Genomic DNA, 14,663 nt, shown 5'->3' with positions numbered 1-14,663 from the left:
CGGTTACTTGATGCCGGCCGCGTCCATGCCGCGGAGTTCCTTCTTCAGGTCCGAGACCTCGTCCCGCAGGCGGGCGGCGAGTTCGAACTGCAGGTCGCGGGCGGCCTGCATCATCTGGTCGGTCATCTGCTGGATGAGGTCGGCCAGTTCGGCGCGCGGCATCCCGGCGACGTCCTTGTCGGCGAGCATCCCGGAGCTGCGCACGCGATCGCCCTGCTCGGGCTTCTTGCCGCGTGAGGCGTTCCGGCCCGAGCCGCCGACCGCGACGGACTCCGTGTCCTCGGCCTCGCTGTACACGCGGTCCAGGATGTCGGCGATCTTCTTCCTCAGCGGCTGCGGGTCGACACCCCGCTCCTCGTTGTAGGCGACCTGCTTGGCGCGACGGCGATCGGTCTCGTCGATGGCGTGCTGCATCGAGTCGGTGATCTTGTCCGCGTACATGTGCACCTCGCCCGACACGTTTCGCGCCGCGCGGCCGATCGTCTGGATCAGCGAGGTCCCGCTGCGGAGGAAGCCCTCCTTGTCCGCGTCGAGGATCGCGACCAGCGAGACCTCGGGCAGGTCGAGCCCCTCACGGAGCAGGTTGATGCCGACCAGCACGTCGAAATCGCCCGCGCGCAGCTGCCGCAGCAGCTCGACCCGGCGCAGCGTGTCCACCTCGGAGTGCAGGTACCGCACCCGGATGCCCAGCTCCAGCAGGTAGTCGGTGAGGTCCTCGGCCATCTTCTTGGTGAGTGTGGTGACCAGGACACGCTCGTCCTTCTCGGCCCTGTCGCGGATCTCGTGAACCAGGTCGTCGATCTGGCCTTCGGTGGGCTTCACGACCACCTTCGGGTCGATCAGGCCGGTGGGCCGGATGACCTGCTCGACGAACTCGCCGCCGGCCTGCCCCATCTCATACGGCCCCGGCGTCGCCGACAGGTACACCGTCTGCCCGATCCGGTCGCTGAACTCCTCCCAGGTCAGCGGCCGGTTGTCGACCGCACTGGGCAGCCGGAACCCGAAGTCGACCAGGTTCCGCTTCCGCGACATGTCCCCTTCGAACATGCCGCCGATCTGCGGGACCGTCTGGTGCGACTCGTCGATGACCAGCAGGAAGTCGTCCGGGAAGTAGTCGATCAGCGTGGCGGGCGCGGATCCGGCGTCCCGGCCGTCGATGTGCCGCGAGTAGTTCTCGATGCCGGAGCAGAACCCGACCTGGCGCATCATCTCGATGTCGTACGCGGTGCGCATCCGCAGCCGCTGCGCTTCGAGCAGCTTGCCCTGCTTCTCCAACTCGGCCAGCCGCTGCTCCAGCTCGGCTTCGATGCCGTGGATGGCCTTCTCCATCCGCTCCGGGCCCGCGACGTAGTGCGTGGCCGGGAAGATGCGGACCTCGTCGACCTCTTTCACGATGTCGCCGGTGAGCGGGTGCAGGTAGTACAGCTTCTCGATCTCGTCGCCGAAGAACTCGACGCGGATCGCCAGCTCCTCGTACGCCGGGATGATCTCGACCGTGTCGCCGCGGGCGCGGAAGGTGCCGCGCGCGAAGGCGATGTCGTTGCGGGTGTACTGCACGTCCACCAGCGCGCGGAGGAAGACGTCCCGGTCGAGCTGCTCGCCGACCTTCAGCTTCGTCGACCTGTCGAGGTACGACTGCGGCGTGCCGAGACCGTAGATGCACGAGACGCTCGCGACCACGATGACGTCGCGCCGGGACAGCAGGTTCATCGTCGCGGAGTGCCGCAGCCGCTCGACGTCGTCGTTGATCGACGAGTCCTTCTCGATGTAGGTGTCCGTCTGCGCGATGTACGCCTCGGGCTGGTAGTAGTCGTAGTAGCTGACGAAGTATTCGACCGCGTTGTGCGGGAACAGCTCCTTCAGCTCGTTCGCCAGCTGCGCGGCGAGGGTCTTGTTCGGCGCCATCACCAGCGTCGGGCGCTGGACGCGCTCGATCAGCCAGGCCGTCGTCGCCGACTTGCCGGTACCCGTGGCACCGAGCAGCACGACGTCCTTCTCGCCCGCGTTGACCCGGCGTTCGAGCTCGTCGATGGCCGCCGGCTGGTCACCGGCGGGCTTGTACTCGCTGACGACCTCGAACCGGCCACCGGTCCGGGGGATGTCCGTGACGGGGCGGAAGTCCGACTGGGCGAGCACGGGGTGTTCGGATGCGAAAGCCACGGGAACCAGAGTAGGCGCTGGGTCCGACAGTTTCCGGTTCGCCTGGTCGACAGCCTACGAACAGTCACAGCAGGAACAACAGTCACAGCACCCGCAGTCGCCACCACCGCAGTCGCAACCGTCACAGTTGTTGCACCAGGCCTCGTGCGGCTTCCCGCTCCACGCCCCCGGGAAGGGGTCCCGGCAGCAGAACTGGCACGAGCAGCACATGTAGGTCGCCACCGCGCAGCCGAGGAAGAACCCTCTCGGCTGGGCGGGCACCCGGAACTTCGGCGTCCAGCAGCAACCGCCCTGGCCGTCGGTCGGTGGGCCGCCGTGCTTCCGCTTCTTCTTCGGTGGCTCCTGGGGCGGACCTCCGCCACCGGGAGCACCTGGCGGAGGAGGCGGCGGCTGGTAACCGCCCTGCGGGTACGGCTGGGGCGGATGAGGCTGGTGGGGATGCTGTTGCGGCTGAGGTCCGGGCCCGATCCAGCCCGGCGGCGGCTGCTGCGGACCGTGCCCGTGCCCGATGAGCCCGTGCCCGAACGAGCGTCGCACCGCCTGACGCAGCTCGTGCACCAGCAGCGCGTGGACGAGCTTGGGCTGGTCGAACTTCACCTCGCGAAGGGCGAGTTCGACGCCGAGGACGGCGTCGTCGCACAGCCGTCGTGCCTCGGCGAGCCCGGTGCCGGTGGCCGTCAGCGGGTTCCACGCACCGGCGGCCTCGTCCTCGGCGAGGTCCTCGACGGCGTCGAGCAGATGCGCGGCCCTGCCGAACAGGCGTCCAGCCTCGGCCAACGGCGCGGCGTTCTCCGGGCGGCCCGCCAGTGTCGCGGTGTACGCGAACGCGGCCGACGTCGCCAGTTCGGCGGGTTCGGTGGCGAGCACGGCCGAATCACCGAGGCGGACGGCGCGTTCGATCTCGCCCTGCCGGTCGACGGCCTCGGTCAGGACCGCCGTGTCGAACCCGATCCGGCTGCCCGTACGGCTTCCCTGGTCCGCCCAGCGCGTCGCAACCCGCTTCGCCGCGAGAGAGACGGAACGCCTCGCGAAGGCGCCGTCGCGGTCCTCGACGTGGTCGGAGATCTTCGCCGAAGCCAACACCAGGGAGACCGCCGCCGCGAGCTGGGCGCCGCCACCCTTCGCGACCGACGTCCCCTTCATCGCCCGAAGCGGGCACGGGCCGGCGTCACGCCGTCCTTCCGCACGCGGCGACTGGGCTTCGACGAGCGCCGAGATGATCAACCCGTCGTAGTTCGTCACCATTCGGGCGAGATGTCCGTGTTCGTCCCGCAACGCCAGGCAAAGGCCACACAGATGGGCGAGCCAATCCGCGTGCAAACCCGCGGAAAGCCGGTGACGGCACGGCCTGATGATCCCGAACATACGTTGACTCCCACTCACCCCTCCGGCGGAACCAGCGCACCTTATCCGGCCGAACGTCCTTACTCCTCGAGAACGAGGAAACCGTGATCGTCCACCCGGTTGGGCGGTGTTCGCGGACGCCGCGGCCTTCCAAGATGGGCGCATGACCGCGCTGCACCCGCCCAAAGTCGAATACTTCGATCCGGCCGCGAAGACCAACACGGACCCCAAGGGCATCGTGAGGGACGTCGAGGAATACCGCGAGGAACCCTTCGGCCTCTACATGGCGCGGCCGGCCCCGGGACGGAAACAGTTCCACTACCTGGAGTCCTGGCTGCTGCCGGATCTCGGCCTGCGGATCACCGACTTCTGGTTCAACCCCGGCCACGAACGCGATCAGGACTTCTACCTCGACGTCGTCGACGTCCACCGTGAAGGCGGTGTCTGGGTCGCCACCGACCTCTATCTCGACCTCGTCCTGCGGGACAAGAAATCGGTCCAGGTGATCGACACCGACGAACTCCTCGGCGCGGTCACCTCCGGACTGCTCTCCCTCGCCGACGGCGAACGCGCGCTCGGCGTCAGTCACGCGACCGTCGACGGACTGGCCACCCACGGCCACGACCTGCGCGGCTGGCTGTCCACAAAGGACGTCACGCTCGACTGGAGACGGCACTGAGCCGTCCGCATCAACCGATCGGATGATCCGGCCTTATCTCTTGGACGAACGACTCCTGTCCGAGTGACGGATACCCGGAAGGCCGTCCTCACGGGACTCTCGATCCCGAGCGAAACCGATCGAGAGGGGGCGGAATCCATGGCCATCGAGGCCGAGGGACTCCGGGAACGGATCGGCGAACGAGAACGCGCGGGGATCGCGCCGTTCGCCAGGGCACCGGTGCTGGCGATCGCCGGGGCGATGGGGGCGGTACTCGCGGCGACGGCCGGCCGCTACGGCTATTTCGGCGACGAACTGTACTTCCTGGCGGCCGGTCGGCATCCGGACTGGGGGTATGCCGACCAGCCGCCGCTGCTGCCGCTGCTGGCGCGCCTGATGGACGCGTTCGGCGCCGATTCACCGTTCGTCCTGCGGATCCCGGCGATGCTGGCGATGCTCGCCGGGGTCGTGCTGACCGCGTTGATCGCCAGGGAACTGGGCGGCGGCCGCCGGGCACAGACGGTCGCGGCGGCTACCTTCGCGGTGTCGCTCCAGATGCTCGGCAGCGGGCACTACCTGGCGACCAGCACTCTCGACCCGTTCCTGTGGACGCTGCTGATCTGGCTGCTGGTCCGGTGGATCCGGACCCGCGCGGACGGGCTCCTGCTTTGGAGCGGTGTGGTGACCGGCTTCGCGCTGAACACGAAGTTCCTCATCGGGGCGTTCTGGGTCGTCGCTCTGGTGGCGGCGGTGGCCTGCGGTCCCCGCGACCTCGTCCGCCGTCCGGCGCTCTGGATCGGCGCGCTGATCGCCGCCGCGATGACCGCGCCCACGCTCGTCTGGCAGGCGGCGAACGGCTGGCCGCAACTGACCATGGGCGCGGCGATCTCCCAGGAGGTCTCGGCGGACTGGGGCGGGCGGGCCACGTTCGTCCCGACGATGCTGCTGACCGCGGGAGTCCCGGTGGGGATCGTCCTCGTCTGCTACGGCCTGTGGCGGCTGCTGCGCTCCGAACGCCTGCGGCCGTACCGGTTCCTGGGGTGGACCGCGCTCGGCGTGCTCGTCCTGTTCCTGCTGGCGAACGGGCGGTACTACTACGCGGCGGGGATGTTCGCCCCGCTGTTCGCCGCCGCCGCGGTGGAGATCGAAGCGGGTCAGGCGTCGAAGTACTGGCGTTGGATCGCCACCTGGCCGGTGTTCCTCGTGGCCGCGGCGATCGCGATCCCGCAGACGCTGCCGATCCTCCCGCGCGACGCTCTGGCGACCGCCCCGGAGTGGGCGCGGCCGCCCCTCGCCGAGGAGGAGATCGGCTGGCGGGAGATCACCGAGTCGGTGGCGCAGGCGTACCACGCCGTTCCCGATCCGGCCCGCACCGGCGTCGTCGCGGCGAAGTACTGGCAAGCCAGTGCCATCGACCACTATGGACCCGAGCTGGGCCTTCCGTCGCCGTCGAGCCCCAACCGCGGCTACGCGACCTTGCCGAGGCCGCCGGAATCCGCACAGGACATCCTGTTCGTCGGGAACGACCCCTCGGTGCTTGTGCCGTACTTCACGCAGGTACGCGAGGTCGGCGCGCTCGACAACCGGGCCGGGGTCCCGAACGTGAGTCAGGGCATGAAGATCTGGCTGGCCACCGGCCGGAACGGCACTTGGGACACGGTGTGGTCGAAACTCACGGACTGGGGCTTCTGACCCTCGCCGGTCCTCCCACGCCCGACGCGCCACTCCGGTGGCACGTAAGGTGCGAGAGGACCGGCACCCGAGGGATCTGCGAGGCATGGATGGAAGCCGCCAGCGCGGCCGGAACACCGACCGCGTCCGATGTGGCGTTCGCCCGGCTCCCGGTGGCGCTGCTCGCCGCCGCGGCCGCGACGGCACTGCTGGCGACGGCGTGGCGGTACGGCTACTTCGGCGACGAGCTGTACTTCCTCTCCGCGGGAAAGCGGCTGGCCTGGGGGTATGCCGACCAGCCACCGGTGCTCCCGTTCCTGGCGCTGGCGATGGATTCGCTCGCGCCGGGCAACGTCTTCGTGTTCCGCCTCCCCGCCGTCCTCGCGACGGCCGCCGGTGTGGTGTTCACCGGGCTCATCGCCTACGAGATGGGCGGAGACCGCCGGGCGCAGACCCGGGCCGCCGCCGCGTACGCGATCTGCGGGCAGTTCCTCGGCAGCGGGCACTACCTGGCCACCTCGACGATCGACCCGGCCCTGTGGGCGCTCATCGCGTGGCTGCTCGTGCGGTGGATGCGGACGCGGGACGACAACCTGTTGCTGTGGCTGGGTGTCGCCACCGCCGTCGCGATGAACGTCAAGCTCCTCGTCGCGACGTTCTGGATCGCCGCCGGGGTAGCGATCCTCGTCTTCGGTCCCCGGGATCTCTTGCGCAGGCCCAAACTCTGGATCGGCGCGGGGATCGCCGCGCTCTCGCTGGTGCCCACCCTCTGGTGGCAGGCCGCGAACGGCTGGCCGCAGCTGGAGATGGGCGACGTCATCGCGCACGAGACCACCGGCGGCTGGAGCGGCCGCGCCGGGTTCCTGCCCGCCCTGCTGACCGGGGCCGGGCTGGGCATCGGCGTGGTCGGCGTCCTTTATGGACTATGGGCCCTGATGTTCTCGGCGAAGCTGCGGGAGTTCCGGTTCCTCGGCTGGACCACCGTCGGCGTGATCGCGCTGTTCATCCTGTCCAACGGCCGGTACTACTACGCGGCGGGCATGTTCGGTGTCCTGTGGGCGGGTGCGGCCGTCCACTTCGGACAGCTGAAGCCGTCCCCGTGGTTCCGCTGGATCCCGACCTGGCCGGTGTTCCTGCTTTCCGCGCTGTACACCCTCCCCTACGCGCTGCCGGTGTGGCCCGCCGCCTGGCTCGCCGAAGGCCGGGACGTCCCACGCCCGGCGTACGCGCTGGAAGAGATCGGCTGGCCGGATCTCGCCCGCTCGGTCGCGGACGCCTATCGCCGGCTCCCGCCGGAGCAGCGGGCTCGCACCACGCTCGTCACGGCCGGGTACTGGCAGGCCGGAGCGCTGGACCGGTACGGCGCCGACTACGGGCTTCCCGCCGTGTACAGCCCCAGCCGGGGCTTCTGGTACTTCGGCCACCCGCCCGAGACCGCGGACAGCGTGCTGTTCGTCGGTCCCGATCCGGCACGGCTGCTGCACTCCTTCACCGACGCCCGGATCGTCTCCCGCGTGGACAACGAACTCGGCGTCCGCAACGTGAGCCGCGAAATGCCGATCTGGCTCGTCACCGGCCGCACCGAATCCTGGGCGTCCGCGTGGCCGGGATTGCGGGAATTCCGGGTATGACCAGCTGGATCCGGTGGCAGGACTCGCTGTGGCCGTCGCCCGGCGAGGGGGATTCGCCGTGGCGGCCGTGGAGCGGCCGGATCGAGAAGTTCCTCCCGTACGCGCTGCTGGCGCTGAGCACGGTGCTCAGTCTCCTGCTCTCCGGCAGCGATCCGGCGGTCACCCTGGGGCTGGTGGGGATCGCCGCGGTCTGGCTTCTGCTCACCTTCACGCTGCTGCCGGAGCGGTGGGCCGAGCATCCCGTCGTGGTCGCGGCGTCCTTCGCCGGGCTGGTCACGATCGCCGCGGTGCTCGAAGGACACGAGACGATCTTCCTCATCTTCATGATCACCGGGTTCTTCGACGCGATGCGGCTGCGGCCCGCCCCGCTGGCACTGGCCGGGATCTTCGTGGTCTCCGCGCTGATCAACACGATGCCCGACGGCGGCCCGCTGCGGGCGTTCGCCGAGCAGCCCGCGCTGTGGACCGTGATCACGCTGGTGCAGACGGCCGCCGTCGGCGGAGGCGGGCTCGCCTCGGCGGCGATGGCGCGGCAGCACGCGGAACGCAAGCGCGTGCTCGACGAACTGGCCGCCGCGCAGGAGGAGAACGCGGTCCTGCAACGGCAACTGCTGAGCCAGGCGCGCGAAGCGGGCGTCCTCGACGAGCGTCAGCGGCTGAGCCAGGAGATCCACGACACGCTCGCCCAGGGTTTCACCGGGATCATCACCCAGCTGGAAGCGGCGGACGAGGCGAAGAGCGACCCCGTGGAGTGGCAGCGGCACGTCGGTTCCGCGATGGCCTTGGCACGAGAGAACCTCACGGCCGCCCGGCGTTCGGTCCGCGCGCTCGGCCCGCAGCCGCTGGCAGGCGCGACCCTGCCGGACGCGCTCGACGAGGTCTCCCGGCTGTGGAGCGGCAGGACCGGCGTCGAAGTCCGGTTCACCACCACCGGGACCTCGCGGGCGCTGCATCCCGAGATCGAGGCGACGCTGCTGCGGATCACGCAGGAGGCGTTGGCCAACGTCGAGAAGCACGCCGCCGCCACGATCGTCGGGCTCACGTTGTCCTACATGGCCGATCAGGTGACCGTCGACGTCCGGGACGACGGCCGGGGCTTCGAACCCGGCACCGCGCGCCCGGCGGGTGACAGCGGCTTCGGGGTACCCGGGATGCGCGCCCGCGTCGCCCGGCTGGCGGGAACACTGCACCTCGAATCGGAGCCGGGCGGCGGGACCGCCGTCTCGGCCAATCTGCCCGCGCTGGAGGTCCGGCCATGACGATCACGCTGCTGATCACCGACGACCATCCCATAGTCCGCGACGGGCTGCGCGGGATCTTCACCGCGGATCAGGGGTTCGAGGTGCTCGGAGAAGCCTCGTCCGGCGACGAAGCCGTCACGCTGACGGAGAAACTCCGCCCCGACGTCGTGTTGATGGACCTGCGGATGCCCGGCTCCGGCGGGGTGGCGGCGATCGCGAAGCTGGCGAAACTCCGCAATCCCGCGCGGATCCTCGTGCTGACGACCTACGACACCGACACCGACGTCGTCCCGGCGATCGAAGCGGGCGCGACCGGCTACCTGCTCAAGGACGCGCCTCGCGAGGAACTCTTCCGCGCCGTCCGGGCGACGGCGCGCGGCGAGGCGGTGCTCTCCCCCGCCGTCGCCGACCTGATCCTGGGCAGGATGCGCGCGCCCGCGCCGGAACCGCTGAGCCGCCGCGAACTCGAAGTCCTCACCCTGATCTCGCGCGGTTCGACCAACAAGGAAGCCGCGAAGCTGCTGTTCATCAGCGAGGCCACGGTGAAGACGCACCTCGTGCACGCCTACGCCAAGCTCGGGGTGAAAGATCGCGCGGCAGCCGTCGCGACCGCGTTCGAACGGGGACTGCTCGGGAGCTAGGGGGTCCAGCCGGTCGACGCCGCCCAAGCGTCGGCCCGGGTGAAGGCCGCGTCGACCCACACCTGCTTTTCGTCGGTGTACCGCTCGACGGTCCCGTCGCCGGCGTGCTTCGTGGCCATGGCGTTCTTGACCGCCGCGTAGGCGTCGCGTTCGTCCGGGTTCTGCCGCAGCCACTCCGGGAAGAGCAGCGCGAGACGCCAGGCAGGCGTTTCTTGGGACCGGACGTGCAGGTTGACCGGACGGCGCGGGTCGCCGCCGAAGTGGAACCGTTTCGGCCAGGTGCCCTCTTCACCGTGCGCGTCGTCGAACCACTCGCCCTCCGCGCGCGGGAACCCGGCGTCGGAGAGCACGGCGGCCAGCTCGTCGGCCTTGTCCAAAGTGGACACCGTCAGCTGGAGGTCGAGGATGTCCTTGGCGGGCAGACCCGGCACGGAGGTCGAACCGATGTGGTCGAGGCGCACCGCGTTGTCACCCACGACCACGCGGATCCGGGCGAGTGCCCGCTCGGCCTGTACGGGCCACGTCGGGTCGTACTCCGCGATCTTCGGCGACATCGGCGCCCGCGGCTTGCGGAGCCGCACGTTCGCTTCGAACGGGGTCAGCCTGTCCGCCCACAACGCGTCGACGTCGGCGAGCACGATGTCGGGTGCTCCGCTGTTGTCGAACCAGACGTCGGCCACCGCCCGGCGCTGATCGGTCGTGGCCTGCGCCTTGATCCTGGCGCGCGCGTCGGACTCGGCCATCCCCCGCGACTCGACCAGACGGCGCACCCGGACCTCCTCCGGCGCGTCGACCATGACGACGAGGTGGTACATCGGCGCGAGTCCGCCTTCGACCAGCAGCGGGATGTCGTGGACGATGATCGCGTCCGGTGCGGCGGCCGCCATCAGCTCGGCCGTCCGGGCGCCGACCTTCGGGTGGACGATCGAGTTCAGCCGCTTGCGGGAGTCCTCGCCGGCGAACGCCTTCGCGGCGAGCGCGGCGCGATCGAGCGAACCGTCGGACGCGAGGATGTCCTCCCCGAACGCCTCGACGAGCTCGGCGAGCCCCGGGGTCCCCGGCTCGACGACCTCCCTGGCGATCTTGTCGGAGTCGATGAGGACGGCGCCGTGCTCGGAAAGCCGGTTCGCCACCGTCGATTTTCCGGCGCCGATCCCGCCGGTCAGGCCCACACGCAGCATGTCGATCAGCCTAGTGGCGCAATCCAGGGTGACCGCGCAGGGTCACCGGATAGGCACATCGGGCACAGAAGGATACAAAAGGCAAGATCATCGTGACGCGCGACTCAACCATTTCGAGTGACACGCCGGGCGGTTACGCGTCTTCGGGAGCTTGATTGCGTACCGTGCGCGGCGAAGGTAGCCCACACGGAGGAAAGATGGCAGACGGCAAGCACGTCGGAAGGCACCGGCTCGGAACGCCGGGCCTGATGCACTGTGTCCTCCATCGTCCCGTGGCCGAAGCCCTCGCCGAATATCGGCGTACGTGGCTGAGCGCGCTCCTGGTCCCCGCCAAGCACAGCTTCGCCGGGCTCCGCCGCAAGGCCCGCGCGGCCGCCCTCGAACGCATCTGGGTGCCGGCCGTCCGGCCCGCCACCTCCTGACGTTCTCCCCCACACCCCCGCGTTTAGTCCTCTGAATGCGGGGTTTCTTGCATGCGTTTAGTCCTCTGGATGCGCAAAGACAGCGGCCCCGGTCCGAAGTGGACCGGGGCCGCTGTCTGTCAGCTACTGGCTGAGCGCCTGGATCACGCGCCGCCCGACAGCTTCTCGCGGAGAGCCGCGAGCTGCTCGTCGCTGGCGAGCGTGCCACCGCTCTTGGCCTCGGCCGGAGCGGAGGTGTAGCTCTGCTCGCCCGAGTCGCCGGAGGTGACACCGGTCGCGGCGTCGGCCGCGGCTTCCGCGTCGGCCTCGGCGGCCTTGACGACCTGCTTCATGTGAGCCTCGTAGCGGGTGTGAGCCTCGGCGTACTGACGCTCCCACTCCTCACGCTGCTTGTCGAAGCCTTCCTGCCACTCCTGGGTGTCCGGGTCGAAGCCTTCGGGGTAGATGTAGTTGCCCTCGGCGTCGTACTCGGCGGCCATGCCGTACTGAGTGGGGTCGAACTCGGTCTCCGGCGTGACGCCCTCGTTCGCCTGCTTCAGCGACAGCGAGATGCGACGACGCTCGAGGTCGATGTCGATGACCTTGACCATCACGTCGCCGTTGACCTGGACGACCTGCTCCGGGATCTCCACGTGGCGCTCGGCCAGCTCGGAGATGTGCACCAGGCCCTCGATGCCCTCCTCGACGCGCACGAACGCACCGAACGGGACGAGCTTGGTGACCTTACCCGGCACGATCTGGCCGATCGCGTGGGTGCGGGCGAACTGACGCCACGGGTCTTCCTGGGTCGCCTTCAGCGACAGCGAGACGCGCTCGCGGTCCATGTCGACGTCCAGAACCTCGACCGTGACCTCCTGGCCGACCTCGACGACCTCGGACGGGTGGTCGATGTGCTTCCAGGACAGCTCGGAGACGTGCACCAGGCCGTCGACGCCACCCAGGTCCACGAAGGCACCGAAGTTGACGATGGACGACACGACGCCCTTGCGGACCTGGCCCTTGGCGAGCGCGTTGAGGAACTCGCTGCGCACCTCGGACTGGGTCTGCTCCAGGTAGGCGCGGCGGGACAGGACCACGTTGTTGCGGTTCTTGTCCAGCTCGATGATCTTCGCTTCGAGCTCGCGGCCGACGTACGGCTGCAGGTCGCGCACGCGGCGCATCTCGACCAGCGACGCGGGCAGGAAGCCGCGCAGGCCGATGTCCAGGATGAGGCCGCCCTTGACGACCTCGATGACGGTGCCCTTGACGGGCTCGTCCTTCTCCTTGAGCTCCTCGATCGTGCCCCAGGCGCGCTCGTACTGCGCACGCTTCTTGGACAGGATCAGACGGCCTTCCTTGTCCTCCTTCTGGAGGACCAGGGCTTCGACCTCATCGCCGACGGTGACAACCTCAGCCGGGTCGACATCGTGCTTGATGGAGAGCTCACGCGAGGGGATGACACCCTCGGTCTTGTAGCCGATGTCGAGCAAGACCTCATCGCGATCGACCTTGACGATCGTTCCTTCGACGATGTCTCCATCGTTGAAGTACTTGATCGTCTTGTCGATCGCAGCGAGGAAGTCTTCCTCCGACCCGATGTCGTTGATAGCGACTTGCTGGGGCCCGGCGGGGGCGGTCGGGGCGGTGGCGGTGTCGGTCGTCATTAGGCGGGTTGCTCCGGTGGATGGGAAGTAGTGGGTTTGCAGTTAGGGCACCATGGGCTCTTCCGGCATGAGGCGACCACATTTGCAAACGTCCACAGGGAACGACCGCGAGCATCACCGCATACGGTGCGCGACCCCCTGACCCGGACGCTGAGCGAACCGGGGGAAAGAGTAGCGCGAACCCACTGCGCTAACAGATATCCTACGCGGCCCCCTGTACACGGCACAATCAGGGTGCCTACCGCGATCACGCCGGGCGGATAAACTCTCCTCCACAGCCCTGACCTGGGGAAAGGATACCGGTTTGAGTCAGCAGTCCGTCACGGAGCCCGAACGGCACGCACAGGCCGAGGAGCAGCTCGGCACCGCGGGGGTCGCCTATCGGGCGGTCTCGGCGCCGGAGGCGACGGCCGCGAACCTGGCGTGGTGGGACGCCGACGCCGACGACTACCAGGCGACCCACGGCGGCTTCCTCGGCGACGCGGACTTCGTCTGGTGCCCGGAGGGCGTCCGCGAGGCCGATGTCGCGCTTCTGGGTGAAGTCGGCGGCAGGCGGATCCTCGAAGTCGGCTGCGGGCAGGCGGCCTGTTCGCGCTGGCTCGCCGCGCAGGGCGCCGAGGCGGTGGCGACCGATCTGTCGGCGGGCATGCTGCGGCACGCGCGGGAAGGCAACGAGCGCACCGGCACCCCCGTCCCGCTCGTGCAGGCGACGGCGGAGTCGCTGCCGTTCGCCGACGCGAGCTTCGACGCGGCGTGCTCGGCCTTCGGCGCGGTCCCGTTCGTGGCTTCGGTGGACGTCGTGTTCGCCGAGGTGCACCGGGTGCTCCGGCCGGGCGCCCGCTGGGTGTTCTCGGTGACCCATCCGATGCGCTGGATCTTCCCCGACGACCCCGGGCCGCAGGGCCTCACCGTCACCCAGCCGTATTTCGACCGGACGCCGTACGTCGAGGTCGACGAAGAGGGTGTCGCGACCTACGTCGAGTACCACCGCACCATCGGCGACTACGTCCGCGCGCTCGCCGACGCCGGTTTCGCGCTGACGGACCTCATCGAGCCGGCCTGGCCGGAGGGTCACTCCCGCACCTGGGGACAGTGGAGTCCCTTGCGCGGCAAGCTCTTCCCTGGCACCGCGATCTTCTGCACCCAACGGGGATGACCTCGGCGGCGGAGTGGCAGAAGGCGCGGTTCGCCGCGCTCGACCCGCTGCTTCCGCCACCACCCCCGCTCCCGCGCGGCGAGCTCGTCGAGGCGGGCGGTGCCACCGGGACGATCGCGCACGTCCGGTTCGCGGCGGGTTCCTGGCAGCGGCTGTGGAGCCCGGCGCAGCTGCAGATCCTGTCCGCGGTCCTCCCCCGCGACGCCCGCGCGGGGATGAGCGCGCTGCTGTCCGCCTGGCGTGAGCGGGTCGCGCTCGCCGACGCCGAACCCGATTCGTCGTGCTCGGTCACCTGGCCCAGCCGCGACGTCGAGGTGGCGCGGACCCTGCTCGACCACGGGCTCGCGCCGCAACTGGCGCTGGCCGTCCGCGCGCCCGCCAAGGGTGAGGCGTATTCCGTGCCCGGCGTGACCGTCCGGAAGTCCTCCGGCGGTGATCTGGAGGAGATCGTCGCCCTTCGTTTCGAGGAACTTCGGTACACCTCGTTCGTCGGTCACGGTGTCGTCCGGCCCGGGGCCGAGGCCCTGCTCGCGGAAGAGATCCGGCGCGGCTCGCAGTTCGGCGGCCGGATCTGGCTCGCCGAAGAGGAAGGCGTCACGGTGGGGATGGTGACCAGCGGAAAACGGTCGCCGGTCCCCGGAGACGCGCTCGCCGGACGGCTGCCGCCAGGCGAGTGGGGCTACCTCGGCACGCTCGCCGTCACCGCGGCCGCCCGGGGGCGCGGGATCGGGCGCGCGCTGACCGCCGCCGCGCACGATGAGCTGTTCTCGCCGTCGTTGCGCGGTACCTTCGTCTCGTACAATCCGGCCAATCCGCTTTCCCCGGTCTTCTGGCACCGGCAGGGTTATCGTCCTCTGTGGACGACGTGGGCGGCCAGCCCCGCCGCGGCCCTGCGGTAGCGGTGACGGGCGCGGC

Annotated in this window: 12 protein-coding genes; 8 read left to right on the top strand and 4 right to left on the bottom strand. The window is 69.7% G+C overall.

Features of this window, described 5'->3' with window-relative positions; translation table 11 throughout:
* Positions 1–3: 3 nt before the first annotated feature.
* Both uvrB and B0293_RS16285 read right to left on the bottom strand, forming a co-directional pair.
* Complete coding sequence (gene uvrB / locus B0293_RS16290) at positions 4–2,160, bottom strand: excinuclease ABC subunit UvrB (RefSeq protein ID WP_005159288.1); 2,157 nt, start codon at positions 2,158–2,160, stop codon at positions 4–6.
* A gap of 54 nt (positions 2,161–2,214) precedes the next feature.
* Positions 2,215–3,525 carry a DUF5685 family protein gene (locus B0293_RS16285; RefSeq protein ID WP_005159290.1) on the bottom strand — a complete coding sequence of 437 codons (1,311 nt, stop codon included), beginning with the start codon at positions 3,523–3,525 and terminating at the stop codon, positions 2,215–2,217.
* A 142-nt stretch (positions 3,526–3,667) separates the two neighbouring features.
* On the opposite strand from B0293_RS16285, the gene B0293_RS16280 reads away from it, so the two are divergent.
* The 5 genes from B0293_RS16280 (at position 3,668) to B0293_RS16260 (ending at position 9,346) form a co-directional block, all read left to right on the top strand.
* A complete protein-coding gene (locus B0293_RS16280; RefSeq protein ID WP_039918670.1) occupies positions 3,668–4,183 on the top strand; it encodes a DUF402 domain-containing protein in 516 nt (171 codons plus the stop codon).
* A 138-nt stretch (positions 4,184–4,321) separates the two neighbouring features.
* Positions 4,322–5,854, top strand: coding sequence for an ArnT family glycosyltransferase (locus B0293_RS16275; protein ID WP_005159309.1), 1,533 nt, complete (start codon positions 4,322–4,324; stop codon positions 5,852–5,854).
* An 89-nt stretch (positions 5,855–5,943) separates the two neighbouring features.
* Positions 5,944–7,464 carry an ArnT family glycosyltransferase gene (locus B0293_RS16270; RefSeq protein ID WP_005159310.1) on the top strand — a complete coding sequence of 507 codons (1,521 nt, stop codon included), beginning with the start codon at positions 5,944–5,946 and terminating at the stop codon, positions 7,462–7,464.
* A complete protein-coding gene (locus B0293_RS16265; RefSeq protein WP_005159311.1) occupies positions 7,461–8,723 on the top strand; it encodes a sensor histidine kinase in 1,263 nt (420 codons plus the stop codon). Before B0293_RS16270 ends, B0293_RS16265 begins: the two co-directional genes overlap by 4 nt.
* Positions 8,720–9,346: a response regulator gene (locus tag B0293_RS16260; protein ID WP_005159312.1), complete on the top strand. Its 627-nt coding sequence runs from the start codon at positions 8,720–8,722 to the stop codon at positions 9,344–9,346. Before B0293_RS16265 ends, B0293_RS16260 begins: the two co-directional genes overlap by 4 nt.
* Here B0293_RS16260 and coaE read toward each other — a convergent pair.
* A complete protein-coding gene (gene coaE, locus B0293_RS16255; protein ID WP_005159313.1) occupies positions 9,343–10,527 on the bottom strand; it encodes a dephospho-CoA kinase in 1,185 nt (394 codons plus the stop codon). The genes B0293_RS16260 and coaE overlap by 4 nt on opposite strands.
* Before the next feature lie 197 nt (positions 10,528–10,724).
* Between coaE and B0293_RS16250 the strand changes: the two genes are divergently transcribed.
* Positions 10,725–10,949 (top strand): hypothetical protein, encoded by a 225-nt coding sequence (locus B0293_RS16250; RefSeq protein ID WP_039918600.1) that lies wholly within the window; start codon positions 10,725–10,727, stop codon positions 10,947–10,949.
* Positions 10,950–11,092: 143 nt separating this feature from the next.
* Here B0293_RS16250 and rpsA read toward each other — a convergent pair whose 3' ends face one another.
* Positions 11,093–12,592: a 30S ribosomal protein S1 gene (gene rpsA, locus B0293_RS16245; RefSeq protein WP_005159322.1), complete on the bottom strand. Its 1,500-nt coding sequence runs from the start codon at positions 12,590–12,592 to the stop codon at positions 11,093–11,095.
* A 304-nt stretch (positions 12,593–12,896) separates the two neighbouring features.
* Between rpsA and B0293_RS16240 the strand changes: the two genes are divergently transcribed.
* Positions 12,897–13,748, top strand: coding sequence for a class I SAM-dependent methyltransferase (locus tag B0293_RS16240; RefSeq protein ID WP_005159325.1), 852 nt, complete (start codon positions 12,897–12,899; stop codon positions 13,746–13,748).
* Complete coding sequence (locus tag B0293_RS16235; RefSeq protein WP_005159328.1) at positions 13,745–14,647, top strand: GNAT family N-acetyltransferase; 903 nt, start codon at positions 13,745–13,747, stop codon at positions 14,645–14,647. The genes B0293_RS16240 and B0293_RS16235 overlap by 4 nt, the downstream gene beginning before the upstream one ends.
* Positions 14,648–14,663 lie beyond the last annotated feature (16 nt).

Origin of the sequence: Amycolatopsis azurea DSM 43854 (genome assembly GCF_001995215.1) — a bacterium.
GTDB classification, from domain to species: Bacteria; Actinomycetota; Actinomycetes; order Mycobacteriales; family Pseudonocardiaceae; genus Amycolatopsis; species Amycolatopsis azurea.
Note: the sequence above shows the minus strand (reverse complement) of the source record. Positions and strands in the feature narration are given on the sequence as shown.

Coding starts and splice junctions, on each gene's coding strand:
- B0293_RS16250 (WP_039918600.1), top strand. CDS start 10,725: ATGGCAGACGGCAAGCACGTCGGAAGGCACCGGCTCGGAACGCCGGGC.
- B0293_RS16270 (WP_005159310.1), top strand. CDS start 5,944: ATGGAAGCCGCCAGCGCGGCCGGAACACCGACCGCGTCCGATGTGGCG.
- coaE (WP_005159313.1), bottom strand. CDS start 10,527: ATGCTGCGTGTGGGCCTGACCGGCGGGATCGGCGCCGGAAAATCGACG.
- B0293_RS16285 (WP_005159290.1), bottom strand. CDS start 3,525: ATGTTCGGGATCATCAGGCCGTGCCGTCACCGGCTTTCCGCGGGTTTG.
- B0293_RS16235 (WP_005159328.1), top strand. CDS start 13,745: ATGACCTCGGCGGCGGAGTGGCAGAAGGCGCGGTTCGCCGCGCTCGAC.
- B0293_RS16280 (WP_039918670.1), top strand. CDS start 3,668: ATGACCGCGCTGCACCCGCCCAAAGTCGAATACTTCGATCCGGCCGCG.
- rpsA (WP_005159322.1), bottom strand. CDS start 12,592: ATGACGACCGACACCGCCACCGCCCCGACCGCCCCCGCCGGGCCCCAG.
- B0293_RS16265 (WP_005159311.1), top strand. CDS start 7,461: ATGACCAGCTGGATCCGGTGGCAGGACTCGCTGTGGCCGTCGCCCGGC.
- B0293_RS16275 (WP_005159309.1), top strand. CDS start 4,322: ATGGCCATCGAGGCCGAGGGACTCCGGGAACGGATCGGCGAACGAGAA.
- B0293_RS16260 (WP_005159312.1), top strand. CDS start 8,720: ATGACGATCACGCTGCTGATCACCGACGACCATCCCATAGTCCGCGAC.